This is a genomic window from Planococcus sp. CPCC 101016, from assembly GCF_007859295.1.
Classification (GTDB): domain Bacteria; phylum Bacillota; class Bacilli; order Bacillales_A; family Planococcaceae; genus Planococcus.
In genome coordinates this window covers 40,953-65,530 of sequence record NZ_VOHB01000002.1, presented here as the reverse complement: position 1 = coordinate 65,530, position 24,578 = coordinate 40,953, and the positions used below count along the sequence as shown (strand labels likewise).

23 protein-coding genes and 1 riboswitch are annotated in these 24,578 nt (G+C 43.9%); of the genes, 6 read left to right on the top strand and 17 right to left on the bottom strand.

The genetic code is table 11. The features are described from left to right. Positions 1 to 6: 6 nt before the first annotated feature. The 7 genes from FQV26_RS00360 to FQV26_RS00330 form a co-directional block, all read right to left on the bottom strand. On the bottom strand, positions 7 to 585 hold the full coding sequence (locus tag FQV26_RS00360; protein ID WP_146555397.1) for a VanZ family protein: 579 nt from the start codon (positions 583 to 585) through the stop codon (positions 7 to 9). Between the two features lie 239 nt (positions 586 to 824). Further along, on the bottom strand, positions 825 to 1,325 hold the full coding sequence (locus FQV26_RS00355; RefSeq protein WP_146555396.1) for an LURP-one-related/scramblase family protein: 501 nt from the start codon (positions 1,323 to 1,325) through the stop codon (positions 825 to 827). A 96-nt stretch (positions 1,326 to 1,421) separates the two neighbouring features. Further along, positions 1,422 to 2,207: a nucleotidyltransferase domain-containing protein gene (locus FQV26_RS00350; protein WP_146555395.1), complete on the bottom strand. Its 786-nt coding sequence runs from the start codon at positions 2,205 to 2,207 to the stop codon at positions 1,422 to 1,424. Positions 2,208 to 2,329: 122 nt separating this feature from the next. Then, a complete protein-coding gene (mmuM, locus tag FQV26_RS00345) occupies positions 2,330 to 3,262 on the bottom strand; it encodes a homocysteine S-methyltransferase (RefSeq protein WP_146555394.1) in 933 nt (310 codons plus the stop codon). 42 nt (positions 3,263 to 3,304) lie between these two features. Continuing rightward, positions 3,305 to 4,045 (bottom strand): amino acid ABC transporter ATP-binding protein, encoded by a 741-nt coding sequence (locus tag FQV26_RS00340; protein ID WP_146555393.1) that lies wholly within the window; start codon positions 4,043 to 4,045, stop codon positions 3,305 to 3,307. Then, the gene (locus tag FQV26_RS00335; RefSeq protein WP_146555392.1) at positions 4,042 to 4,764 is read right to left on the bottom strand and encodes an amino acid ABC transporter permease; all 723 of its coding nucleotides are present in this window, start codon (positions 4,762 to 4,764) and stop codon (positions 4,042 to 4,044) included. Before FQV26_RS00335 ends, FQV26_RS00340 begins: the two co-directional genes overlap by 4 nt. A 21-nt stretch (positions 4,765 to 4,785) precedes the next feature. Beyond that, positions 4,786 to 5,601, bottom strand: coding sequence for a transporter substrate-binding domain-containing protein (locus FQV26_RS00330; RefSeq protein WP_146555391.1), 816 nt, complete (start codon positions 5,599 to 5,601; stop codon positions 4,786 to 4,788). A gap of 259 nt (positions 5,602 to 5,860) precedes the next feature. Then, positions 5,861 to 5,965: riboswitch (SAM riboswitch) on the bottom strand. Between the two features lie 280 nt (positions 5,966 to 6,245). Here FQV26_RS00330 and solA point away from each other — a divergent pair. Further along, on the top strand, positions 6,246 to 7,388 hold the full coding sequence (solA, locus tag FQV26_RS00325; protein ID WP_146555390.1) for an N-methyl-L-tryptophan oxidase: 1,143 nt from the start codon (positions 6,246 to 6,248) through the stop codon (positions 7,386 to 7,388). Positions 7,389 to 7,464: 76 nt separating this feature from the next. Here the strand turns inward: solA and katG are convergent, their stop codons facing one another. The 6 genes from katG to FQV26_RS00295 all read right to left on the bottom strand — a co-directional run bounded on the left by katG (position 7,465) and on the right by FQV26_RS00295 (position 15,748). Beyond that, positions 7,465 to 9,711 carry a catalase/peroxidase HPI gene (katG, locus tag FQV26_RS00320; RefSeq protein WP_146555389.1) on the bottom strand — a complete coding sequence of 749 codons (2,247 nt, stop codon included), beginning with the start codon at positions 9,709 to 9,711 and terminating at the stop codon, positions 7,465 to 7,467. Between the two features lie 329 nt (positions 9,712 to 10,040). Beyond that, positions 10,041 to 11,099 (bottom strand): Gfo/Idh/MocA family protein, encoded by a 1,059-nt coding sequence (locus tag FQV26_RS00315; protein WP_146555388.1) that lies wholly within the window; start codon positions 11,097 to 11,099, stop codon positions 10,041 to 10,043. Between the two features lie 11 nt (positions 11,100 to 11,110). Further along, a complete protein-coding gene (locus FQV26_RS00310; RefSeq protein ID WP_146555387.1) occupies positions 11,111 to 12,085 on the bottom strand; it encodes an ABC transporter permease in 975 nt (324 codons plus the stop codon). Then, a complete protein-coding gene (locus tag FQV26_RS00305; RefSeq protein WP_146555386.1) occupies positions 12,078 to 13,592 on the bottom strand; it encodes a sugar ABC transporter ATP-binding protein in 1,515 nt (504 codons plus the stop codon). Before FQV26_RS00305 ends, FQV26_RS00310 begins: the two co-directional genes overlap by 8 nt. 64 nt (positions 13,593 to 13,656) lie before the next feature. After that, on the bottom strand, positions 13,657 to 14,640 hold the full coding sequence (locus FQV26_RS00300; RefSeq protein ID WP_146555385.1) for a substrate-binding domain-containing protein: 984 nt from the start codon (positions 14,638 to 14,640) through the stop codon (positions 13,657 to 13,659). A 118-nt stretch (positions 14,641 to 14,758) separates the two neighbouring features. Next, a complete protein-coding gene (locus FQV26_RS00295; protein WP_146555384.1) occupies positions 14,759 to 15,748 on the bottom strand; it encodes a LacI family DNA-binding transcriptional regulator in 990 nt (329 codons plus the stop codon). A 199-nt stretch (positions 15,749 to 15,947) separates the two neighbouring features. Here FQV26_RS00295 and FQV26_RS00290 point away from each other — a divergent pair, with 199 nt between their 5' ends. Next, on the top strand, positions 15,948 to 16,916 hold the full coding sequence (locus FQV26_RS00290; protein WP_146555383.1) for a sugar phosphate isomerase/epimerase family protein: 969 nt from the start codon (positions 15,948 to 15,950) through the stop codon (positions 16,914 to 16,916). 91 nt (positions 16,917 to 17,007) lie between these two features. Here FQV26_RS00290 and FQV26_RS00285 read toward each other — a convergent pair whose 3' ends face one another. The 3 genes from FQV26_RS00285 to FQV26_RS00275 form a co-directional block, all read right to left on the bottom strand. After that, positions 17,008 to 18,204 carry a DUF4317 domain-containing protein gene (locus FQV26_RS00285; RefSeq protein WP_146555382.1) on the bottom strand — a complete coding sequence of 399 codons (1,197 nt, stop codon included), beginning with the start codon at positions 18,202 to 18,204 and terminating at the stop codon, positions 17,008 to 17,010. Positions 18,205 to 18,356: 152 nt separating this feature from the next. Beyond that, positions 18,357 to 18,839: a nucleoside deaminase gene (locus FQV26_RS00280; RefSeq protein ID WP_146555381.1), complete on the bottom strand. Its 483-nt coding sequence runs from the start codon at positions 18,837 to 18,839 to the stop codon at positions 18,357 to 18,359. A gap of 161 nt (positions 18,840 to 19,000) precedes the next feature. Next, a complete protein-coding gene (locus tag FQV26_RS00275; RefSeq protein ID WP_261384232.1) occupies positions 19,001 to 19,300 on the bottom strand; it encodes an NAD(P)H-binding protein in 300 nt (99 codons plus the stop codon). A 240-nt stretch (positions 19,301 to 19,540) separates the two neighbouring features. On the opposite strand from FQV26_RS00275, the gene FQV26_RS00270 reads away from it, so the two are divergent. After that, positions 19,541 to 20,638 (top strand): hypothetical protein, encoded by a 1,098-nt coding sequence (locus FQV26_RS00270; protein ID WP_146555380.1) that lies wholly within the window; start codon positions 19,541 to 19,543, stop codon positions 20,636 to 20,638. Positions 20,639 to 20,890: 252 nt separating this feature from the next. On the opposite strand, the gene FQV26_RS00265 is transcribed toward FQV26_RS00270, so the two are convergent. After that, positions 20,891 to 21,262: a winged helix-turn-helix transcriptional regulator gene (locus FQV26_RS00265; protein WP_146555379.1), complete on the bottom strand. Its 372-nt coding sequence runs from the start codon at positions 21,260 to 21,262 to the stop codon at positions 20,891 to 20,893. A 216-nt stretch (positions 21,263 to 21,478) separates the two neighbouring features. Between FQV26_RS00265 and fdhA the strand changes: the two genes are divergently transcribed. The 3 genes from fdhA to FQV26_RS00250 all read left to right on the top strand — a co-directional run bounded on the left by fdhA (position 21,479) and on the right by FQV26_RS00250 (position 24,509). Further along, positions 21,479 to 22,696 carry a formaldehyde dehydrogenase, glutathione-independent gene (gene fdhA / locus FQV26_RS00260; RefSeq protein ID WP_146555378.1) on the top strand — a complete coding sequence of 406 codons (1,218 nt, stop codon included), beginning with the start codon at positions 21,479 to 21,481 and terminating at the stop codon, positions 22,694 to 22,696. Between the two features lie 42 nt (positions 22,697 to 22,738). Then, a complete protein-coding gene (locus FQV26_RS00255; protein WP_146555377.1) occupies positions 22,739 to 23,158 on the top strand; it encodes a GlcG/HbpS family heme-binding protein in 420 nt (139 codons plus the stop codon). A gap of 508 nt (positions 23,159 to 23,666) precedes the next feature. Next, positions 23,667 to 24,509, top strand: coding sequence for a hypothetical protein (locus FQV26_RS00250; RefSeq protein ID WP_146555376.1), 843 nt, complete (start codon positions 23,667 to 23,669; stop codon positions 24,507 to 24,509). Positions 24,510 to 24,578 lie beyond the last annotated feature (69 nt).

Below are 24,578 nucleotides of genomic sequence, written 5' to 3'. Positions count from 1 at the left end.
TCTAGCCTACCGATTCAGTCCGGCCCTTTTTTCCAAGCTGAATTTGTGAAAAACAGTTTGAGCCTGCGAAATTCTTAATATTTGCCTTATTAGTAGAAACCCTATCACAGCCCCTAATGTATTCGCAATCAAATCATTGATATCGGTACTTCTCCCACTTCCGAGCAAAATTCGGATAACTAATTGAGTGAGCTCAAAAGATAAGCTAACATAAAACCCGAGCCGGGATGCCTGTTTAACAGACCGGATTTTCCGGCTCAAAAAAGGCAAATACATGCCAAATGGCATCAGCATGATGATGTTCAACACAAAGGTCTTCACATCGATCGTCAAGACCGGTATAAAGTTAGTGGATTTGTACCACGGGGTCTGGTTTCGATATTCACCGAGATTTACTTCAATTGGGAAAAAGACCAAATGCATCATCGTTAAAAAATAAACGGCGAAAGACAGCATGAGCGTAAATTGGCCTAAAGCGTAGTTCTTTTTTAAAAAGGTGGCAACAAGCAAGTAGATGAGAAAAAGTAAAAACGCCGGCAACAGGATATAAGTAGAATTGATGGTAAAGATGATTGAATCATTCATTTTTCTTCCTCCTAATAATCATTATTTCTTTTAATTTTTGGGACAGTAAGCCTTTCTTCCAGGGATAAGTAAAGTATAAGCAACATGTTTAAAGTTTTTCTTAAGAAAAGAGAAATGATTTTTAAATATGGATCAATCAAAAAGAAGCAATTCCGGCAGCCATACAATGGCCAAGGAATTGCTTCTTTTTAGGATATTTTTTTAATAGATGAAACTCAATTTCGCCAGCCAACTATAAACTACACAGAGCCCCCAGAAGAAGCAGCTGCCGCCTGATCGGCTTTCACGCAGTCAATTGCCACAACAACGGCAATGACGACTGCCTCCATCTCTTCATCCAGAATCTCCACTTTGTAACTGTCGCCCCAGCTGAACCAAACTTTGCTCACCTGGCCGATAACTTCTCCGTGCTGCAACAGTTGAAAATTCATATCCCACCAGTTTCCACGGATTTCGATGCCGGTGCCGTCAATCGTATAGCGTGCCTTGAATATGGAAAATTCCTTTTTGATCGTCAAGCGCTCCTGGCCATTGACTTCAACAAAAAACTTCGGCAGGAAACTGAAGGTCTTTTTGGTAATGAGCGCAACTTCATCTCTCTTTATATTCATGATGGAGAAGGTCTTGGGAATTTGCATGAAGCTGCCTTCCACATAATAAACGTCATTCTGCTCCTGATCCTTCACTGTAAATTTGCCGCTTAAACTGAATACCCGTTGCTTTATGTAGAGCTGTTTCATCGTTATCGTCTCCTTTATACGAAAGTGAGAATCGGAATAGAATAAAATCAGTTGAATGTAAATCCGCTTGTTCCTTCTGCGGCTAAGCTCAGCACATCATGTCCAAGTTTCCTGCAAGGTCTCTCTGAATAAATGATCCAATAGTGTTGTCGGATCCTTCGCTTCGGCTTCAAGCGATTTGACATATGCCTCAAGCCGTTCCATTTCGTTTTCTATAAAATCATTGATGATGGCAATACGGGATTCAAGATCCAACTCTTCTCCTCTTAGTTTCCGTTTTAAAAGATGTTCCACTTCATTTTTCAATTCGCCTTTGGGGATGATGTCTTCCAACAATTCATTGAAGCTGATTGGCGGTGTCGTGTTGTATTTCTCGATCCAATTGCATGCCAGAATTGGCCGAATGACATAAAAATATTTTTTGATTTTCACTTCCGGGCCTTGCAGGTACTCGCGGTAATTGTTTTTTGCCATATTCAAATAATGGTACATCATCGAATTCGGATAAAATACATCTGACTCCAAAGAACGTATTTTATCGACAAAAGAGTATTTTTGATAATAAATGATGTCGCTTCGCAGCCATTCCAAAAGCGGCGGATTGCTTTTTCTGAAAAGGCGCAGGGCTTTCGTGATTTCCCAGCCGCTGATATCCAGCAAATCGTTGATGGGTTCTTCAATGACGTCCCTCTTTGCCCCAATGCCTTGAGGATCGATCGAGAGGTACCATTCCGGTGATTGAATATAAATAAACCTGACATCGTAATCACTGTCTTTTGAAGGAAATCCCCATGCCCGACTTCCGGATTCCACAGCATACAAAATCTTCACATGGAATTTTTCTTCTATGTCCAACAATTTCTTTCGGATGATTTCATTCATGGCCATTCCCCTTTACAAGCTTTGCAGTTAATTTTATCGGTTATTAGGAAAAATTGAAACTTCATCAATAAAAAAAGATCAGGCCTTCCCTAAGGCTGCTGATCTCTCTGAATGCTCTTATATCAACGTGCCCATGCTGCGATGGCTGTAATGTCCTCTGGGGTGGTTCTGCAGCATCCTCCGATGATCTGGGCACCTGCTTCGTGCCACCGTCGTGTATTTGAGGTGAACTGATTCGCTGAAGACCCTTCTCCCCATGTCTTGCTTGTCGGATCGTATTCTTCGCCTGAATTCGGATAAACAATGATTGGTTTGGCCGTTCGGCTTTTTACTTCTTTAATCAATGATTCGATAATATGAGGTGCTGAACAATTGACGCCGATTGCTGCTGCTTGCGGTTGTTCATCCAGCCACTCCGCACAGTTCGAGATTTTTTCTCCGTCGCTTATTTGGTGCTCATCCTTCGCGCTGAAACTGAACCAGGCATAGACTTCTGGAAATTCTTCTAACACCTTGACGATTGCTTTCGCTTCTTTAAGGCATGGAATGGTTTCACACGCCAGAATGTCTGCACCTGCTCTGACCAGAACCCCGATCCGCTCTTTATGAAAGGCAATGAGGTCATCTTCACTTAACGAGTAATCTCCGCGATATTCAGAGCCATCCGAAAGAAAAGCGCCATATGGCCCGACAGAGGCGGCAACCAATGGTTTCGGTCTGTGCGATTTATCGTCCAACTGTGCCCAAAATTCATCACGCGCCTCTGCTGCCAGTTGAACAGATTTCCCGATCAACTCAACGGCTTCCTCTTCTGTAAGCCCTCTTTCTTTATACCCTTCGATCGTCGCCTGGTAGCTCGCAGTGATTGCACAATCGGCGCCTGCCTGGAAGTAATCCAGATGCACTTTTTTGATCAATTCCGGATTTTCCATCAGAATTTTTGCAGACCATAGACGATCATTCAAATCGCAGCCGTAACTCTCAAGTTCTGTAGCCATTGCCCCGTCAAGAATGACGATAGGAAAACGGTTCAAAATCTCTTCAATCGGGTTCATTCCAAAACATCCTTTCCAAATCCAAGCTCATCTCATCATCTATTAACTGTTTCGGGTCGCTTTGCTTAAAAATTGCTTTGTTCTTTCCACTTTAGGGTGATTGAAAAGCTGCTCAGCCGTTCCCTCTTCGATAACAACCCCGTCTTCCATGAAAATGACGCGGTCAGAGATTTCACGCGCAAAATTAAGCTCATGGGTCACAATAAACATCGTTTTCCCCGTATCTGCTACACTTCTGATTGTCGCTAAAACTTCATCTACCAGCTCAGGATCTAGAGATGAAGTCGGTTCATCGAACAGCAAAACTTCCGGGTTGAGAGCCAGTGCCCGAGCGATTCCGACCCGTTGCTGCTGCCCGCCCGATAATTGAGCCGGATAATGGCTTAACCGATTCGATAATCCCACCCGCTCAAGAATTTCCAGGCTTTTCTTTTTGGCTTCGTCCTTTTTCAGTTGCTTGACGCTGGTCAAACCGATCATTACATTTTGCAGCACGGTTAAATTCTTAAACAGGTTATATTGTTGAAAAACCATCCCGGTCGAAGTTCTCAAAGCAAAAATATCCGACTTGCTGGCTGATTCAACGTCTACTCTTTTGCCGCCGATTTCAACGATTCCACTGGTCGGCTGTTCGAGAAAATTGATGCAGCGCAAAAGGGTTGATTTGCCGGAGCCGCTTGGTCCCAGAATAGAAACCACCTCGCCTTTGTTGACATTGAGGCTAATGCCTTTCAGCACATGTTGCTTATCATAATATTTATGAATATTTTCCAGTTTGATCATGAAGCAATCCCTCTTTCATATCTGCGCGCCCGCTTCTCAATTGTGACCAGCAATCTTTCTACTACAATGCACAGTATCCAGTAGACAATGGATACCGCAATATACACTTCAAAGAATGCCAAGCCGCGGGAGCCAAGAATTTTGGCTTGTCCCATAATATCCACAACGCCAATAATGAAAACAAGAGACGTGTCTTTAATTGTACTGATGAACATATTCCCAAGGTTCGGTATAGCTACTGCCAAAGCCTGCGGGAAAATAATTTGGAGCATCATTTGCGTTGGCTTCATCCCGATCGCTTTTGCAGCTTCGAATTGTCCACGATCAACCGATTCGATGGCAGACCGGATTGTCTCTGACAGATATGCACCCAAATTGATGGAAAATGCCAGCAAGGCATATACTTCCGGCGGGATGCTGTTGACGTCTGCTGATAACAGCCAGCCGTATTCAATCTGCAGATAATAAATGATCTTAGGGATGCCATAAAATACGAGGTAGATTTGAACCAGTAAAGGAGTTCCTCTGACAAACGAAATGTAGAGAGATGAAACCATACTTAATACCGGAACCTTGTATATTTTGATCAATGCTGTGAAAACCCCGATCACTAAACTCAAGATCAATGAGCCTACAGCTATCCCAATGGTAATGGGAAGCCGTGAGATAATAGCAGGAAAGCTTTCTATTAAAAAATTAATGTCCAGTAGATTTTCCATTTTTTCTTTCCTTCCACAAACCTATTCGGGGATATAGTCTCCGCCAGTCCATTTGATCGACAGTTCACCTAAAGTACCGTCTTGCTTAAGCTCTTCCAATATAGGGTCGATTAATGCTTTCAGCTCTTCGCCCTTATCTCCATTTTTCAATACAATGCCCATATCATCATTGACCAAAGGCTGTCCCACAATTTCGACGCCTAAATCATTTTTTTCCAGCACCGCATTCATCATAATCGGATCATTTACGTAAGCATCGACACGGCCATTTTGTACGTCCTGCAAAATCTCTGACGGATTGCCGCTTTCGCTGTATTTCAATTCAATCGGCGTGTCTGCTGTTTCGTTATATTCCTCCAGCAACAAGGTATAAGAATCTCCCGCCAAAGCACCGACTGTCTTCCCTTCTAAATCTTCCACGGTCTGTATGTCTTCTCTGCCGGTTTTCACAGCAATCACCGTTTCAGCTGCAAAATAAGATTCATCAGTAAACAAATACTTTTCCTGGCGCTCCGGTGTTTTCGCCACTTGATCTGCTATTGCTTGGATCTTGTTGGACTCCAGTGCCAGAAACATGCTGTCCCAAGGAACGGCAACAAATTCGAATGTGTAGCCCTCTAATTTTTCATCGATTGCTTTTACAACTTCGACGTCGTATCCTGTCAATTCATTAGTGTCATCTGCATAGGCAAAAGGCGGGTAATCATTCTGTGTTCCGACCATTACTACCTGGTCACCTGCAGCACCTGTTGCTTCTTCTGATGAACAGCCGCTTAATGCTGCAATTACCCCTAATGATAAAACCCATGATCCCACTAAATAATTTTTTCTTTTCATTTTCAAGCTCCTTTTTAGATAGAGAGTCGCAAGTCCATTTATGTATAAAGCAATGACGGATGGTCTTTCTTGCTGAATAAACAAAAGAAAAGTCCTGCGCTGTTTCAACTGCTATGCAAATCAATCTACAGAACTTCAGTTCAATTTTATTCAGATGATGGCGAATCCCCTTTCTTTCAAATTCCGATTTAAGTGATAACATAATTTCCCTTTAGATATAAAAAAATCCTCTTTCGATGGGAAAGAGGTTTTAGTCGAATTCTTATCTCTCAGAATAAAACACTCTGCAGGAATTAGCACCTCTCATAAAAATGATGGTTGCTGGACTTCACAGGGCCTGTCCCTCAGTCTCTCTTGATAAGTTATTTAATTTTTTTCATATTAACGATAGTATTTGACATTGCCTCTCCTGTCAAACACATTTTTTTATAAAATCAGAATTACACAATTAATTTTGGTTGAAATTTAAGGATTTCAAACAGAATGCCTTCAAAATTCATTTGCGCAACTGTCCTAATATGCATCACGCTTCATGAACGATTGACAATCTTGCAAATCTTCCATACCATCAATTAATAATTCATTAGTATTTTAACTGGGCCATTAAGATCGGCTTTATGTAAACGAGGATCGGAGCGAAAAAAATGACAAAAAATGCTGTTTATGATGTCGCAATAATTGGTGCCGGAACAATGGGAATGGCTGCCGGCGCTTTTCTGGCTCAACAAGAGATAAAGACGGTATTGATTGATGCCTTCGATCCCCCGCATAGCAGCGGCAGCCACCACGGGGACACCCGCTTGATCCGCCATGCCTATGGCGAAGGCAGGCAATACGTTACGTTAGTGAAGCGCGCCCAGCAACTGTGGGAAGAGCTGCAACAGCAAACCGGCTACAAAATTTTCGAAAAAACCGGTATTGTCGGCTTTGGCCCAAAAGAATCTCCTTTTCTACAAGAAACGATAGTTGCTGCTGAAAAGCATGACCTTCCGTTAGAGATAATGAGCGGCAATGAAATCAACGAAAGATGGCCCGGATTTTCTGTGCCGGAGCACTTTGTCGGCTGTTTTGAAAAGGAATCGGGAATCATCTACAGCGAAAATGCTATCCGGGCATATAAAGAAAAAGCGGTTGAGCATGGCGCACATCTTGTAACAAACACACCTGTGCAGCACATTGATTCCAACAACGAGAAAGGGATAAAAATCTCAACTGAGCATACGACATTTTACGCCAAGAAAATAATCGTCACTGCAGGTGCCTGGGCAGCAAAGCTGTTGCCTGATTTAAACCTGCCTATTCAGCCGACCCGTAAAGCGGTCGGTTGGTTTGAGTCACCTTCCGAACTTTACGACGCTGCCAACTTCCCGTCCTTCTATGCGGAAGACAGCGGCAAGAAATATTACGGGTTTCCGAGCATTGACGGTTCAGGGATAAAAATCGGCAGATCAGACGGTGGACATGCCATTGAACCTGGCCTGCTGACGCAGAATTTCGGCTTATACGATACGGATGAAGGGGACTTGAGACAAGGCCTCGAACTCTATATGCCACGTGCTAACGGCTCATTGAAGCAGGGGAAAACTTGCTTATATACACTTTCAAGTGACAATGATTTTATCATCGATTTTCATCCAGAAAACAGTCAGGTCATTTTTGCCTGCGGCTTTTCTGGACACGGCTTTAAGTTCGGAAGTGTGATGGGAGAAGTGTTGAGCCAAATGGCTGTAACAGGAGAGAGCGAATTTGATATTTCCATCTTCTCTCTCAAGAGATTCGGCTTATAGGCTACAGTGAGATCATCCAACTTCATGCCATAGAAAAATCCTGGTCAGCATAATAAGCTGACCAGGATTTTTCTTATTAATTTACTAAATTAAAACGATCGGCATTCATCACTTTGTTCCATGCTTTGATGAAATCACGAACGAATTTCTCTTTGTTGTCATCTTGTGCATATACTTCGACGATTGCACGAAGGATCGCATTCGAGCCGAATACTAAGTCAAAACGTGTTGCTGTACGAACGACTTCGCCTGTCGCACGGTCTTTGCCTTCGTATTTGTTGAACTCGACCGGCGTCCATTCGATGTTCATATCCAATAAATTGACGAAGAAATCATTCGTCAGCACACCGACTTTGTCCGTGAAGATTCCTTCTGTAGCTCCTTCATGGTTTGCGCCGAATGCACGCATGCCGCCGACTAGTACAGTCATTTCCGGCGCTGTTAAGCCAAGCAAGTTCGCTTTATCCAGCAGCATTTCTTCCGGGCTTGTCGCATATTCTTTCTTCTGGTAGTTTCTGAAACCGTCTGAAATCGGCTCCAACACTTCAAAGCTTTCTGCATCGGTTTGCACTTCAAGTGCATCCCCACGGCCTTGAGTGAATGGTACCGCAATATCAAATCCAGCTGCTTTTATAGCTTGTTCAATTGCAACATTTCCTCCCAACACGATCAAGTCAGCAATGCTGATTTTGTTGTCAGTGCCTGCTTTCAAGTGCTCGTAGAAGTAAAGAACTTTTTCCAATTCTTCCGGCTCGTTTACTTCCCACTCGCGTTGAGGAGCAAAACGGATGCGTGCTCCATTTGCACCGCCGCGCTTGTCTGAATCACGGTATGTGCTGGCAGAAGCCCAAGCTGTTTTGACCAATAGCTGCGGGTTTATTCCGCTTTCAAGGATCTTCACTTTCAGCTCATCCAATTCCTTGTCTTTTAATGTACCCGGTGCTGCCGGTACTGGATCTTGCCAGATCAAATCTTCTGCTGGAACTTCTGGTCCCAAATAACGCTCTTTTGGTCCCATGTCGCGGTGAAGAAGTTTGAACCATGCGCGAGCAAAGGCATCTTGGAACTCTTCCATATTTTCATAGTAACGGCGTGAAATCTTTTCGTATGCTGGATCCATGCGAAGTGCCATGTCTGCCGTTGTCATCATTGTTTTCACTTTGATGGACGAATCTTCCGCATCAGGTGCCATTTGTTCTTCTGACAGATCTTTTGCTGTCCATTGATAAGCGCCTGCAGGAGATTTTGTCAATTCCCACTCATAGCCAAACAATTGCTCGTAATAGCCATTATCCCATTGTATCGGGTTGGCAGTCCAAGCGCCTTCGATGCCGCTTGAAATCGTATCGCGGCCTTTTCCTGAACCGTATGTGCTCTTCCAGCCCATTCCCAGGTTCTCCATTACAGCTGCTTCCGGATCGTCGCCTACGTGAGAGGCATCTCCAGCTCCGTGAGCTTTACCGAATGTATGTCCACCTGCGATCAACGCAACTGTCTCTTCATCATTCATTCCCATACGGCCAAATGTCTCACGAATATCGAAAGCACTTGCAAGAGGATCTGGTTTGCCATTTGGTCCTTGCGGATCTACATAGATCAAGCCCATTACAACTGCAGCAAGCGGTTCTTCCAATTCACGGTCTCCTGAATAACGGTTATCCGATAACCACTCTTTTTCATTGCCCCAATAAACGTCTTCTTCCGGTGCCCAAATATCTTCACGGCCTGCGCCGAATCCGAAAGTTTTGAAGCCCATTGATTCAAGTGCCACGTTGCCCGTTAACAAGAGTAAATCAGCCCAAGAAATTTTGTTTCCGTACTTTTTCTTGATTGGCCATAGCAAGCGGCGTGCTTTGTCCAAGTTTACGTTATCCGGCCAGCTGTTAAGCGGTGCAAAACGCTGGTTTCCGGTAGCCCCGCCTCCGCGGCCATCTGTTGCACGGTAAGTACCTGCGGCGTGCCATGACATACGAATAAATAAACCGCCGTAATGGCCATAGTCAGCCGGCCACCAGTCTTGGCTGTTTGTCATCAACTCGCGAAGATCCTGCTTTAATGCATCGTAATCCAATTTTTCAAATTCTGCTTGGTAATCAAATTCTTCACCTAAAGGATTCGATTTTTTATCATGCTGATGAAGAATGTTGACGTTCAGCATGTTCGGCCACCAGTCTTTATTTTGTGTTTTTCCTGGTTTGTTCGAAGTGGTGATTGCACTGTCCTTATGGCCGCCTGTTTGGCTGCTCGGCTGCCCGCCAGCGCCCGTTATTGGACACTGTGCATCTGATGCAGCTGTGTGGCGTTTTTGCTCATTGTTATCCATTGCTTAAATCCCCCTCATTTATAATGAAAATAATACTAGTCGAGATTTGGTGATCCATACTGGATCTCCTCTATGACTAATAATCATTCTTACATTAGAATTTTACTAAAGTAGCGGCAGATTAGGAAGCAATACACACGAAGATATGAAGAAGACCGAATAATTTTTAAGAATAATGACACATCTCGCTTCAAATTCAGTTTTAATACACATAGAATTTATCAAAAAAATAAAAAACATGCACCTGGTATTACACCGGACGCATGTTCAAGAAACCACTCTTCAGTTTTGTCCGCTTTTTTTGCGACAGTTTAGTCGTTGAACTGGCTTCATTTGTAAAGGAGAGACTCTTTTTCGATGCTGACCACCTGCTTTGTTTCAGCAGCTTCCATGATTGCCAGAATGACTTTCAGCGACTTGAGCGCATCCTCGCCCGTAACAATCGGCTCTTGATCCAAACGGATGGAATCGACAAACGCATCGATAACGCCACTAGGTGTCTGGTTCTCGTTCGTTTGGATGGCTTCCAGCTGATAGTTTACCTTCTCGCCGGACTGCATGATGAGTTCAAGTTGGTACTCCTCATTATGATAAATTTTCATGATGCCTTTCTCACAATAGACAATGGTGCTGTTATCTTCTTCTCCGTAATACGTCCAGGAGAAAGCGGCGTTTCCGAGACGGCCTTTTTCAGTTGCCAAGCTGCAAACCAGGTTGTCGCATACTTCAATCGGTTCCCCGTTCTCGTCTACTTTATGCAGCGCTCCCTGAAAGGCACTTACTTGAACAATTTCATCATCCAGCAAGTAATGCAGCAAATCGATTTTGTGAATGCCTAGATCGCCGCCGACGCCAAAGCCGGATCGCTCTTTCTTGAAAAACCAGGTTGATTTGGTCTTGTTGATGCCCCAGGCTTCAGGACCGGAATGTCCGAATGCCGTACGGAACGTCAGGACCTTTCCGAGTTCGCCGCTCGCAATGATTTCTCTTGCTTTCTGATGCGCACGTGTAAATCGCTGGTTATGGTCCACCATCAGTTTCTTGCCGGATTTTTTCTGAGCGGCCAGAATTTCTCTGGCGTATTCCACCGTCAATGAAATCGGTTTTTCACACAGCACGTGCTTTCCGCTCAACAACGCCTGGGTAGAGAATAAATGGTGATGTTCATTCGATGAGCAATCGCTGATTGCCACAATGTCAGGGTCTGAAAACAAGTCCTCGACAGTTTGAACGACAGTGCCGCCGAAAAGCTTCGCCATCGCCTCTGAACGATCGAGGTTTCGGTCGTAAAAAACGATTTCATCAACATATGGATTTGCTGAATATTCCGGTGCATGGCGCATTTTTGTAATGGACCCGCACCCGATAATGCCTACCTTGATGCCCATACCATCTCCCCCTACTCTCTTTTTTGGAATACAACCGCAATGATGATGATCAATCCTTTTACGAACCCTTGAAGATGAGGAGAGACATTCATCAAATTCATCATATTGTTCAAGATACCCAAAATCAGGATGCCGAAAATCGTTCCGATTATTTTTCCGCGTCCGCCGGTCATGCGCGTGCCGCCAATGATGACGGCTGCAATCGCATCAAGTTCGTATTGTGCACCCGAACTTGAAGAAGATATCGAATTCAGGCGCGAAGTTTCAATGACGGCCGCAACTCCGACCAGTGTTCCAATCAGCGTATAGACGCCAATTTTAATGCGGTCTACACGGATCGCCGACAGCATCGCTGCTTTTTCGTTCGACCCTAGAGCATAAACATATCTGCCAAAGCGGGTTTTGTGCATCAATATATAAATCAGCACCGCCATCACGAAGAAAATGAGGACGGGAAAATCAAAAATCCAAAAATCGCTGTTGGCGATGGCAGTAAATCCGCTGACTTCCCCTGATACACTGCCGCCTTCAGCAATATAAAGGGCTATCGAACGCGCGGCCGCCATCATTCCGAGCGTGGCGATAAATGAAGCGATTCTTCCTTTCGCGACCATCAAGCCATTCAAGAAGCCGGCAAATGAACCGACCAGCAGCGCTGTGAAGATCCCTATTAAAATGCTTCCTGATGCGTTTAGCGCCAGCACCGAGATGACACCGGCGAGTGCCAGAACAGAGCCGACCGACAAATCGATTCCGCCCGACAGCATAACGACGGTCATGCCAAGTGCGATGATCCCAATTATCGACACTTGCATCAGGATATTCAGCTGATTATTCATATCGAGAAACCGGGGGTTCATCGCCGAGGCGCCGATATAAATAATGACAAACGCAATAATGACACTGTATTCCGACCATAGCCAGGACATGCGGCTCTTCATGCTCGGGGATTCCGGACTGTATTGTTTCGTGTCGATGTTAGCCAATTTTTTCTCCCTCCCTTTTCGCTCCTGTAGCGTAATGCATAATTTCTTCTTCGTTTGCTTCTTCGCCTGTGAAGCTCGCTGTGATTTCCCCGTGGTACATGACATGGATTGTATGGCAAATTCTCATCACTTCGGGTGCTTCAGAAGACAGAATAATGATGGCTTTTCCAAGCTTTGCAAGCGTCAGGATTTGCTGATAGATCTCCTGTTTGGCCCCAACATCGATTCCTTGGGTCGGGTTGTCGAAAATAAGGATGTCTGTTTCCGCTTCCAGCCATTTCGCGATGATGACTTTCTGCTGGTTCCCACCGCTTAATTTGTCGATCGTGATGCGCGGATTATGCACTTTGATGTTCAAGGCTTCTTTATAGGTATGGAACTGCTGCTGTTCCTTTTTATCCTGTATAAACCCCATCCGTTCAAAATTGCCCATCGATGACAAGCTCATATTATGAATCACACTCAAATCTTTGATGATGGCATTTTCTTTTCGGTCTTTCGGTACATAGCCGAGCCCTGCCTGCAACGCTTTTCGGGGGTGGTTGATTTTAACGGTCTTGCCTTTTACTTTCACTATGCCCGCATATTTCTTGCGGTATCCAAATAAGCTTTCAAACAACTCCGTCCTGCCGTCGCCCGCAAGACCTGTAAATCCGACAATTTGCCCTCGCCGGACAGTAAAATCGATATCCTTGAATAAGCCTGCGCTCGTCAATCCCTCTACTTCCAATGCCATATCCCCATATACGTGGTCATGCACAAACCGCTCTTGGGAGATAGCTTTCCCGACCATCAGCTTAGTGATCACTTCCAAATTCTCGTTTTGCATAGTATCCGTCTTAACCAGCTGCCCATCCCGCAATACGGTATAGCGGTCGCATACTTCTTGAATTTCCTTCAACTTATGTGAAATATAAATGATGGAAACCCCGGATTTTTTCAAGTTCTTCATCAGTACGAAAAGGCGGTTCACTTCGTGTTCGGCAAGTGAAGTCGTCGGTTCATCCATGATGATCAATCGCGACTTGTGGAGCAGGGCTTTTGAAATCTCGATTAATTGCTTGTAGGAGGTTGCAAGATTACGCACATATTCTTTCGGATTGATCGAAACGCCAAGTTCCGCTAAAATTTCCTGGGTTTGGCGGCACATTTCTTCCACGTTCAAAAATCCGATTGTATTGCGAATTTCTGAACCTAGAAACATGTTTTCATAGACTCTTAAGTCGCCAACCATATTCAGTTCCTGATGGATAAAACTGATGCCATGCGCTTGTGAAAAATGCGGATTCGCTACGATAACTTCTTCCCCGTTGATGAAAATCTGTCCGCTGTCAGGTTGATGGACACCGCCTAAAATATTCATCAGCGTCGATTTGCCGGCTCCGTTTTCTCCAAGCAACGCATGAATTTCCCCTTGTTCCACTTCCAGCGTCACATTCTTCAAAACCGGCACGCCGTTAAACGATTTTTTGATGTTGTTCATTGCCACAAAAGGATGTGAAGTCATGTTTTATCCCCCTTATAGGAAAAGAGGAAATGCAATGGTGCCATTGCATTTCCTGGCAGTTCACTTAGAATTTCGATTCCGGATCGTAATACTCATCGACATTTTCTTTTGTCACTTGCGTCGCTTCTTTAACGACCATCGATTCAGCCGGTTCTTCCCCTTGGGCAATATCTGCCGCAATTTTCACTGCATCTTCTACCATGGTCGGCGAATAAAGGAACGTAGCCTTCATAAGCCCGTCGTTTTGAATATCTTCAAAAACGCCTTTTGCTCCTCCTGCACCAGTGACAAACTGAATGTCCGTACGACCAGCTTCTTTAATCGCTTGAAGTACACCTAAGGCCATGCCATCATCCTGTGTGAAGACTGCATCAATTTCAGGGTTTGCCTGCAAAATGTTCTGCATTACTTCCAAGGACTTCTCAGTGGAAAAGTCGCCGCTTTGTGATGCGATGATTTCCATTCCCGGTTCACCTTCAACCGCTTCTTTAAATCCTGAACCCCGCTGTTCTGTCACCGAACTTGGAGGGCCTGAAATTTCAACGATTTTGCCTTCGCCATTCAATTGTTCGACAAAATATTTGCCGGCATTGATGCCGATTCCTTCATTGTCCCCTTTGACCACTACGGTTGCAGCATCATTTTCAAGTTCCCGGTCAACGATAACCAACGGAATGCCCGCATCTTTTATCTTTTGCCCAACTGGACTCAAAGCCGCAGATTCAATCGGCAGCATGACAATGACATCCACTTCCTGCGCGATTAAATCATCCACATCGTTTGCCTGTTTGTTTGGGTCTGCCGCATTGGTCATGACGTAGTCAATGCCTTCACTTTCCTTTAAAGCCATCGCTTGTTTTTCAGCACTGTCGATTAACGCTCCCATCCAGCCATGCGTTGCTGAAGGAAGGGAAATTCCGATCGTCAACTGTTCGTCTCCTCCGCCTTCTTCCGCTGCGTCTGAACTGTTGCTTTCTGTACTGCCACCACAAGCTGCCAAACCAAAAATTGTAACGAAAGACAATAAAATGATCCATAATTTCTTCACTTTATTCACCCCTTTTTATTTTTAAAAGCTCCCTTTTAATGTAAACGATTACATTTACAACTAAGGCCAGCGCTCTATCATCAATCCTTTTAATAATAGAGCGCTGGTCTCAGCTGCCTTATCCCGTTGTTGATTCTCTTATGACCAGTTCATGCCCCAAAACGACACTATCCACTGTTTTTCCTTGTATCTTCTCAATCAGCATTCGCGCCGCTACGGTTCCCATTTTATACATCGGCTGAGCAACGGTTGTCAGTGCCGGATTTGTCATATTGGAAAAATCGATTTTGTCAAAACCCACTACGGCTACATCTCCCGGCACGTGAAGGCCGGCGGCATTGATTTCTTTAAGTGCCCCAATAGCCAGCAAATCCGATACGGCGAATACTGCGGTCGGCCGGTCTTCCAGCTGAAGGATTTTTTTCATCGTCAGCTGCCCTGGTTCAAACCCCAATTCCTGCGTATAAAAAATGTAATCTTTATTCAGCGGAATGCCATTTTCTTGGAGTGCCCGCTCATATCCCATACGCCGTTCACGGGCATAAAGGAACTTCTCATCAGAATTCATCAATGCGATTTTCCGGTGTCCGATTTGAATCAGATGCTTCACAGCACGGTAAGAAGCTTCTTCACTATCGATGGTGACGTACGGAATTCCAATGCCTCCTCCATATTCGCTGCATTGGATAATGGGGTAGTTCTCCGAAAGCTCTTTCAAAGTCTCTACATTTACAGCCGGGTCCATCGAGATAATGCCATCTGCCATCTTCTTCCGTACCAAGTCGAAATAAATCTCCTCCTTTTCAGGCTTTGAATCCGTTTCGCATAGCAAAATGCTGTAATTCTGGCTGAGTGCCATGTTTTCAATTCCTTTGATGATTTCAAAATAGAATGGATTGGAGATTGTCGGGATTAAAATCAGCACAATGCGGCTTTCAGAATTTCTCAGATTCCGGCCAAGCATGCTTGGCTCGTAATTTAAGTACTGGATCGCCTCCTCTACCTTCTGCTTTGTTTTTGCTGTTACTTTATTTTTCCCAGTGAGCACCCGAGAGACAGTTGCCACTGAAACTCCTGCATGCTTAGCCACTTGTTGGATGTTTGCCATATTCTTTCCTTCTTTCTGACAGAACCCTCTGAATTCGAAATGAAATCGATTACATTTTTATCTTAATTTATTCAGAATTATCTGTCAATAACTATTTTTTCTTTAAAAATACGTTGATTTACGACCACTATTTCTATATGTTAATAATGTAATGGTTTACATGACAGTATATTCAGAAATCTTGAATGGAGGGATTTTATTGAAACTGGGAGTTTTTACTGTATTGTTTTCCGACAGGAACTTTGAAGATATGCTGGCTTATGTGTCTTCTAAAGGCATCGAGGCAATTGAACTGGGCACCGGAGGCTACCCTGGGGATGCTCATTGCAAATTGGACGAATTGCTTGAAGACGAAGAAAAACAGCAAGTCTTCCAGCAGCAAATCGAAGACGCCGGCTTGATCGTCAGCGCGCTCAGCTGTCACGCCAATCCGCTCCATCCGCAAAAACAGATTGCGGGCCCTGCCGATGAGCTGCTCATCAAGACTATGCAACTGGCATCTAAACTCAAAATTCCGGTCGTCAACACCTTTTCCGGCTGTCCAGGCGACCACGAGAACGCACTATATCCCAACTGGCCAGTTGCGGCCTGGCCGAACGATTTTCAGGAAGTCCTGAAATGGCAATGGGAAGAAAAACTGATTCCTTACTGGACAGAAAAAAACAAGCTGGCCGAATCGCTCAAGGTCAAAATCGGACTCGAGCTGCATGGCGGCTTTTCCGTTCATACCCCGGCAACCATGCTGCGGCTCAGAGAAGCATGCGGTCCTGCCATTGGCGCCAACCTGGACCCAAGCCACATGTGGTGGCAAGGCATTGATCCGGTGGAAGCCATCAAAATTCTGGGACGCAAAAACGCCATCCATCATTTCCATGCCAAAGATACGGTTATCGACCAACAAAACACCAACCGAAACGGATTGACCGATATGACCGACTATTCCCAGATGAAAGACCGAGCCTGGTATTTCCGCACAGTCGGATTCGGACATGACCAAAAAACATGGGCAGACATCATCAGTGCATTACGCCTCTACGATTACGATTACGTCGTCAGCATTGAACACGAAGATGGGTTGATGTCGATCAACGAAGGTTTTACCAAGGCTGTCGAGAATTTGAAGCCAGTGATAGTTAAGGAGTCTGTTGGTGAGATGTGGTGGACATAACCGCTTACAAAAAAATAAACCTCATTCAGCTCCTTCCATAAGGGCAAAATGAGGTTTATTTCCTTTTTGTTTTAATTAACAGATGACACGCCTATTCCAACAGCTCTTCCGAAATCAGCTTAAACCCTTCAATCACCGTATCTTCTTCAACCTCAATCAAAATACAGCGTTTGCCGTTGTAATTGACTTGTTTGACGTAACGTAAGTCTTGAGGACTGATCGCGATATTCGCGACTTTCGTGCTGATTTTGATGGACTTGGACGCATAGCTTGGTACGATGTGACTCGCTTTCATTTCATAGCTTTTGTCTTGGACTACGTGCTGAAAAGCCCGTTCGACTTTTTCCGCACTTACCTCTTTTACACCGCTCGCTTTCAGCACTCGGGTAATTTCTGTCGTATCCAAAATAGGGGCACTGTCTTCGTCGTCTTCACTTTCTTCTGCCACGACTAACATCTGATTGATTTCATCGTATACGCCGGCTAAAGTTCTCGAATCGACTTCATCACCACCAATTACGTTTTTAACAATTTCCTCAAACACTGCTTTTTCTTCTTCGGCAGTGACGATTTCATCACCATTCAAGACATTTTCGATAAATTGGAAATCCGGTTTGTTCGCTTTGCCTGCTGCATAGAGAACATGATGAATATCCGCTGCATTGTCTGTAAAACTCGGAAACAAGAATCCACCGATGGGTGAGCTTAGTTTGATAACGGGATCGACCAGTACATTCGCTTTGTACTCTTTCTCGATAAAATCAAACACCAGCGAACTTTTCGGCAATTCGGTTTGGTTCATGCTGCATAGGATAAACGAAGTGGTGTATACTTCATCCCGCATATCTATTTCTGTTTCGTCAGGCTGACGTCTTGTCGTTTTGTGATAATTTCCCCGAATAAATGTAACCACCATATCTTTTTCATAAGGTCTGTCTTCCACCATTTTCAATGCGATGCGCTGCATATTCGCTTTCCATTCCGTGACTTCGTCTGCCTCGAGCCCTTCATACAGGAGCCGCTGCGTGTGGTCTGCCTGGCCTTCTTCCTGAGGCTGGAACTTCACTTCAAACATCTTGGCATCCAGTTTTCCACCTAATACCTTTTTAAAATTGTTGAGGAACAGCTCTTGCTGGTCCCGGTCCAACATCGCAAATGAGCGGCTTTCTTCGTGAAAGATTTCACTGCTTTCCTGCTGGATGTAGATATTGTAAATTTCAGCGATTTTCAATAAATCCGTATCCAGTTTAAATCGTTTGCGGATATCCGCTATATCTTTTTTATTCATCTAAAATTCCAACTCCCTAACTGTTCAGTCCATGATGTATACAAAAAAAGAGCCTCCAAAGCGATGGTTGGCTTTTGGCGCTCTTTCATTATAACAATATTTGAGTCGAGGAAAGGAATACGGCCAACACTTGAGCCAAAGAGTTTTCCTGTTTAACGGCTCGTTGCATGCAACCGCTGATGAAGTTGGTGAACCCGTTCTGCCAGTTCGGGGACAGGACCATCGACTGTCGTCTCTTTAATCACCTCTTGGATAGACAGATTCCGGACACGCGATGAGGCGGCGCCCATTTCACTTCGCCAGCCGGCCAATTGCTTAGAAGAGCTTGCATACACGATTCGTCCCAAGCCGACCATTCCATGAGCGGCCGCACACATCGGACAATGTTCCCCTGAAGTATAAACCGTCGCTCTGCTTCTTTCTTCAAGAGACAGGTTATTTGCCGCCCACCTGGCTATCGCAAACTCCGGATGCTGGGTATGATCGCCGCCTGCCACATGGTTATGGTCTTCAAACAGCAATTCTCCAGCAGCGGAAACGAGGACAGAACCGAACGGCTCATCCCCTTTCTCTAAAGCCGTTTCAGCCAATTCCACACAACGCCGCAAATGCTTCATATCCGTCTCGTTGATCATTTTTGACTCCTCCTTCGTGTGCTTCCTATTCCATCTAGTTGCCCTGCATATCTATACCTTACTAAAAAACTTCCGGAATTTTTGAGGTCAATAGAAGTTTATAACGGTTTAATTAGCAATTCCGATCGAGGTATTTTCATATTGTGGATTGTTTAATGCTTTTAAGATGACATGGGCAATGTCCACACGCGATATGGATTTCGGCTTTTTGGGTACACCTTCTGCAGAGGCGTGCAGACGATCCGTTTCACATCATGCTCCTCCATTCCTGTCACGATATTTTTCACCATCTCTTGAAACTCTGTCGATTTTTTCATCCCCTGGTTCGAGCCCAAGCTTGAAACGACTGCATCATGGCTTGCTATTCTTGCTGCGACTTCTGCCGGATTGAAGGCATCTCCTTTGACTACACTTAACTTCTCATGTGTAACTTCAAGTTTCGATGGTGTCTGTCTGAACAAACATAATGTTCAAAGAACTTCACCTATCTTTTTTCTTTAAACTAAGATTATTTCTCCTTACCCAGTAAATGCAGATTTCACTCCATCATTGTAACCTTATTTAAGATAGAGAAAAGAAAGGATCCCTCTTGAAAACCACTTTCTCTGGTTTTAATAAGTTTAAGAGCAGTCTTTTTCGTGTAAGTTAGTATAGTATAAACATATGATAATAGTAGAAATAATGCAAAAGGCGGGATGACAATGAAAAAATGGCTGCTAATAACCGGCCTCTTGATACTGCCTGGCTGTTCATCGCAGCAAGAGCAAGAGCAAGCTCAACCGGGTGAGGACACAAGAAGATATGCGCATGGGGTTTCCATTATTGAAAATTCGGTGCTGTGGTCTGAGAAAAGTGATGAACAGCGCAAGCATGGCTGGAACCATGATATCTATAAAAAGGAAATCGGACAATCTGAGGTAGAAACACTCGTTTCAAATCCTGAAGCACAGGAACCCGTCAGTGCAAGTTCGACTGAGGAATCCATCATCATTACCTACGAGGATGGCTACGATACAGATCGGAACGTTTCCCAACGCTATAAGCTCTATGATTACAATTGGCAGCTATTAAAAGAAGGAACGCTGCTTGAAGGAGGACATTCAGGGCATGTTGATTCAACCGATACGCATCACGTCATTTTTTGGTCCAATGATTGGGTCAACGGTGGGGGTGTAAACGACCTTGGCAGCGGTAAGGAAGTCTTTGTTTCGACGATTTCAAATGAAGGTGAGCTATTACATGAAATCCAGCTTTCAGAAGAAAATGTCCGCGACAGCTGGCCAATGGTTGCGGCTTCTGACGACAATGCGCTGCTCGTTTGGCAGCAATTCAATGACGAAGCAACCAAAGCAGCGCTCCATTTCGCCATTTATGATCCTGAAACAAATGCACTGACTGTTGCACCATCGGAACTCTTGCCACAAGTGGATTTTTATATATACAGCGTTTCTTATGTACAAGCAACCGAACAATATGTGGTCGCAGCACAGACAGAAAAAGGAGGTATTTTGCTATTGCTCTCGAAAGACGGGGAACGCATCGATCAAATTGATGCCCCCGACCTGGTAAGAGAAGCGGATCCGGCTATACAAGACAATACCCTTATATTCCCACAAATGCCCTCCAGCTACTTTACCGTCCAAGTTTCTGACGACCAACTCCAGCTGCAGCCATCTGAAGAATTGGATGTGGATTGGGGAACTTCAGGAACTACAGGCATGTTTTTAGATGCGCAAAATGTATATTTTGCGACTTTAAATAAGGAAGGGTTAGAGGAAATTTTTGTGGAGATTGATTAAAAGGGACGGTACTCATCGATGCGTAAAATAAGGAGGTATCCTTAACTTTTTGGTATACCTCCTTCGTTGATCCTGTGATATGACGAAAAAAGCTAACGAATTTTGTTAGCTTTTTTAGATTAACTTAATTTATCAAGGCAAGGAACCTCATTTACTTATGAGAGGGCTCTGGAGCATATCCAAATGAAGCTTTTCGATCAATCGGAGGCCCGCAATACTTTGAAAACAAAAGAGGACCCCACGAAGGAATCCTCATACATGTTTTGTAATAGGGTAAAGTTTTATGTTTTTCTTTCCCCATTCATCCATCATTAAGACAATTGGAATTAGACTTTCCCCTAAGTTTGTTAACGAATATTCCACCCTCGATGGAACTTCAGGGAATACTTTTCGATGAACAATCCCATCCTCTTCTAACTCTCTAATTTGAGTAGTTAATACCTTATGTGTGATTTTTGGCAGCAATCGTTTGATCTCACTAAATCGTAAAGTACCTTCTGTTCCCAAATAGTAAATGATAATAATTTTCCATTTGCCGCTGATAATAGATAAGGTCAGTTCTTTTTCACAATTAAATTCGCCATCCTCAATTTCTCTTTTGATTTCTGACCGTAAATCATCCATGAGCCTGCCCCTTTCCTTCTGTTTCCTGAAAGTATCCTTTTGGTAACCTTCTCACAAAAAAGTGCGTTCTTCCAATAAAAAGAATTATAATTTAGAATAAACAGAATAAATAGATTTATTTGTTTCTTAACAAAAATGTTTTGATTCTCTCTTCGATGCTGAATTGGTGGCAAGCGTTCATTTCATAGGTGAAAAATGGGATAGGAGATGACGGAAATGGCAGGAAACAGAGCGGTGGTATATAGAGGTACTGGACATGTAACCGTTGAAGATATTAGCTACCCTGAATTAATCGTAAGAGACGGACCCGGGGTAAATCCTTTAAATGTAGGACGTAAATGTGAACATGGCGTTATTGTAAAAATCGTTACAACCAATATTTGTGGAAGTGACCAACATATGGTGCGGGGGCGAACGACAGCGCCTGAAGGGCTGGTCCTGGGTCATGAAATTACCGGCGAAGTCATTGAAGTGGGTCGCGATGTTGAATTTATTAAAAAAGGAGACCTGGTATCCGTACCATTTAATATTGCCTGTGGTCGCTGCCGCAGTTGCAAAGAGCAAGACACCCACATTTGCGAAAACGTAAACCCGGATCGTCCCGGATCTGCTTATGGTTACGTAGACATGGGTGGATGGGTCGGCGGCCAATCGGAATATGTGATGGTCCCTTATGCAGATTTCCAACTGCTGAAATTTCCGGATAAAGACCAGGCAATGGAAAAGATACTTGATTTAACGATGCTTTCTGATATTTTTCCAACAGGTTATCATGGTGCAGTGAGTGCCGGTGTAAAACCAGGATCTACTGTCTATGTTGCTGGGGCAGGCCCGGTAGGTTTAGCCGCTGCCCATTCTGCCCAACTGCTGGGTGCATCTGTTGTAGTTGTTGGTGACTTAAATAGTGAACGCCTTGCACAAGCTAGAAGTTTCGGCTGTGAAACAGTAAACCTAAGGGAACATTCGAATCTTGGAGAGCAAATCGCTCAAATCCTGGGTGTCCCAGAAGTTGATTGCGCCATTGATTGCGTCGGCTTTGAAGCTAGTGGACATGGCGAGGGAGCCGGTGAAGCACCAGCTATTGTATTAAATTCCATTATGGAAGTGACTCGTGCAGGGGGACGTCTAGGCATACCCGGACTTTATGTAACCGGTGATCCTGGTGCCGCCGATGAGGATGCAAAAACTGGAACCTTAAAGGTACGATTAGGACTGGGTTGGGCAAAAGCACATACGTTTGTGACGGGCCAAACGCCGGTTATGAAATATCACCGCGACTTGATGATGTCCATTTTAAGCGGAAAAGCACAAATTGCCAAAGCGGTAAACGCAACGGTGATTTCTTTAGATCAAGCACCCGCAGCATATGCTGAATTCGACCAAGGAGCTTCCAAAAAGTTTGTCATTGATCCCCACGGACATTTCAATAAGTAACCTGTTTTTATATGCTTATAGAAAACAAGGAGGTTCATTCTAATGGACAAAATCACTTTAGAATTGGTAAAAGAAATTATTGCTGGTGCTGAAGAAGAAGCCAATAAAATTGGCGTTGCTATGGTGATTGCGGTTGTGGACGATGGCGGAAATCTAATGGCCATTCACCGAATGGATGATGCGTGGTTGGCGAGTATTGACATTGCTCAAAACAAAGCATGGACATCTGTCGCTCTGAAAATGCCTACCGGAAACCTGGCAGATGCAACTGTTCCTGCAGCAGAACTGTATGGATTAAACACAACCAACAACGGTCGCCTTGTCGTTTTTGGCGGAGGAATCCCCCTTGTCATTGATGATCAAGTAGTGGGAGCAATAGGCGTCAGTGGGAGTTCAGTGCCTCATGATGTTCAAGTTGCGGAAGCCGGCGCAAATGTATTTAATCAGAAACAACGCTCGTAACAAATCTCTATATTTGGTTTTTTGATAGGAGGAAGAGTCAGGATTAGTATCCTGACTCTTCTTTTTTGGGAAGGACAGGCAAAACAAGAGAACGGAACTTGCCCTAGGTCTTCCTGTGTATACTACAGAAAACTTCACTCACTTATATAATAAGATCCTTCGTGCTATGCCTAAGTAAGGTTTTAACAAATTTCCATCAATACTTTTTAGTCATTGGAAAATGTTTGCTTAAAATTTTCTATAGTAAACATCCTCAAAGTAACTTAACAATTTTGTCGATTCCACACATCGCAAATACTTCAAATCCATCTCGCTGATCATTTTTGAGCCCGTCTTTGTGTGCTTTCAATTCTATTTAGCTGTCCTACTCCCTAATGATTTCATCAAATATGAACCAGGGATACCATTTTATATAAATTATCACCCAGGGATTGAATCAAAAAAGGATTTATGGAGGTCTATATAGAAAATTACCAAACAGCTTGTTCCTATAGGAGGAGAATCCGGTGTGATTGAAATGAATTATGGAAAGTATGTAATTCCTAAAAGACTGAAGCAGGTAGTTGAATTGCAGAAGCACCTGAACGAAATAGGGAAATCAATGCATGGGTATTTTCTAGGCTATTATTTCTCATATGCACCAATTGACGATCGTTATTTGAATACCCCTCTGGATGTAATTCCTTTTGCAAACCCTGGGAGCGACGGTGTTCACTTTGGTTTCCTTACGGATTTCGGTCAGGTGAAAGATTTGCATGACGCTTATATTGTGCGTGTTTCGCCAATGGATTCCGATAATCCTGTCCATATTGTCGCCAGAAACATTGAAGATTTCATCAGCGCCATCTGTTTTTACCCCAATGCGATGGATCTGCTAGACATGAGGTCCACACATAAAGACGTTTTGAATTTTTTAGATGAATATCCGATGCTGCAAACAGAAACTATCCAATCAGATCAGGAATATGACGTCCACCGTATCGTCTATGAAACACTTCACCTGAACCCATTTGAAAATTTTGAAGACTACTTTAACCTAGTTCAACAACAGCGCAATATGGAAACTATACTTCCTACAATAGATTATATTGGAGTTGCAAAGAAAAGCGATGCTGCTGAAGGCACACCAACCAATATTTCTTTATTAAATCTTGAGAATAGAGAGGATATCACACTTCCGGAAGTTAAATCTTTTTTTGAAACCGCTGCTTACGAAGCCAAATTAGCCTTTCTTCGTGACACTTATTCAAGAGCTTTGGTATGGGACCACGAAGATATCAAATCCTTTTTAAAAGAACAATTGCGTTCTATGAAATTAACTGCCGAGGCAGAACGAATTTCTTATCCGTAACGTGAAAGAAAACGATAGCCGGTATGAAGTGAACTTCATTCAATGGACAGTTTATAAAAAGTCCCTTGT

Excerpts from the sequence above, each read along its gene's own strand:
- FQV26_RS00360 (WP_146555397.1), bottom strand. The coding sequence starts at position 585 with ATGAATGATTCAATCATCTTTACCATCAATTCTACTTATATCCTGTTG.
- FQV26_RS00355 (WP_146555396.1), bottom strand. The coding sequence starts at position 1,325 with ATGAAACAGCTCTACATAAAGCAACGGGTATTCAGTTTAAGCGGCAAA.
- FQV26_RS00350 (WP_146555395.1), bottom strand. The coding sequence starts at position 2,207 with ATGAATGAAATCATCCGAAAGAAATTGTTGGACATAGAAGAAAAATTC.
- mmuM (WP_146555394.1), bottom strand. The coding sequence starts at position 3,262 with ATGAACCCGATTGAAGAGATTTTGAACCGTTTTCCTATCGTCATTCTT.
- FQV26_RS00340 (WP_146555393.1), bottom strand. The coding sequence starts at position 4,045 with ATGATCAAACTGGAAAATATTCATAAATATTATGATAAGCAACATGTG.
- FQV26_RS00335 (WP_146555392.1), bottom strand. The coding sequence starts at position 4,764 with ATGGAAAATCTACTGGACATTAATTTTTTAATAGAAAGCTTTCCTGCT.
- FQV26_RS00330 (WP_146555391.1), bottom strand. The coding sequence starts at position 5,601 with ATGAAAAGAAAAAATTATTTAGTGGGATCATGGGTTTTATCATTAGGG.
- solA (WP_146555390.1), top strand. The coding sequence starts at position 6,246 with ATGACAAAAAATGCTGTTTATGATGTCGCAATAATTGGTGCCGGAACA.
- katG (WP_146555389.1), bottom strand. The coding sequence starts at position 9,711 with ATGGATAACAATGAGCAAAAACGCCACACAGCTGCATCAGATGCACAG.
- FQV26_RS00315 (WP_146555388.1), bottom strand. The coding sequence starts at position 11,099 with ATGGGCATCAAGGTAGGCATTATCGGGTGCGGGTCCATTACAAAAATG.
- FQV26_RS00305 (WP_146555386.1), bottom strand. The coding sequence starts at position 13,592 with ATGACTTCACATCCTTTTGTGGCAATGAACAACATCAAAAAATCGTTT.
- FQV26_RS00295 (WP_146555384.1), bottom strand. The coding sequence starts at position 15,748 with ATGGCAAACATCCAACAAGTGGCTAAGCATGCAGGAGTTTCAGTGGCA.
- FQV26_RS00285 (WP_146555382.1), bottom strand. The coding sequence starts at position 18,204 with ATGAATAAAAAAGATATAGCGGATATCCGCAAACGATTTAAACTGGAT.
- FQV26_RS00280 (WP_146555381.1), bottom strand. The coding sequence starts at position 18,839 with ATGATCAACGAGACGGATATGAAGCATTTGCGGCGTTGTGTGGAATTG.
- FQV26_RS00270 (WP_146555380.1), top strand. The coding sequence starts at position 19,541 with ATGAAAAAATGGCTGCTAATAACCGGCCTCTTGATACTGCCTGGCTGT.
- FQV26_RS00265 (WP_146555379.1), bottom strand. The coding sequence starts at position 21,262 with ATGGATGATTTACGGTCAGAAATCAAAAGAGAAATTGAGGATGGCGAA.
- fdhA (WP_146555378.1), top strand. The coding sequence starts at position 21,479 with ATGGCAGGAAACAGAGCGGTGGTATATAGAGGTACTGGACATGTAACC.
- FQV26_RS00255 (WP_146555377.1), top strand. The coding sequence starts at position 22,739 with ATGGACAAAATCACTTTAGAATTGGTAAAAGAAATTATTGCTGGTGCT.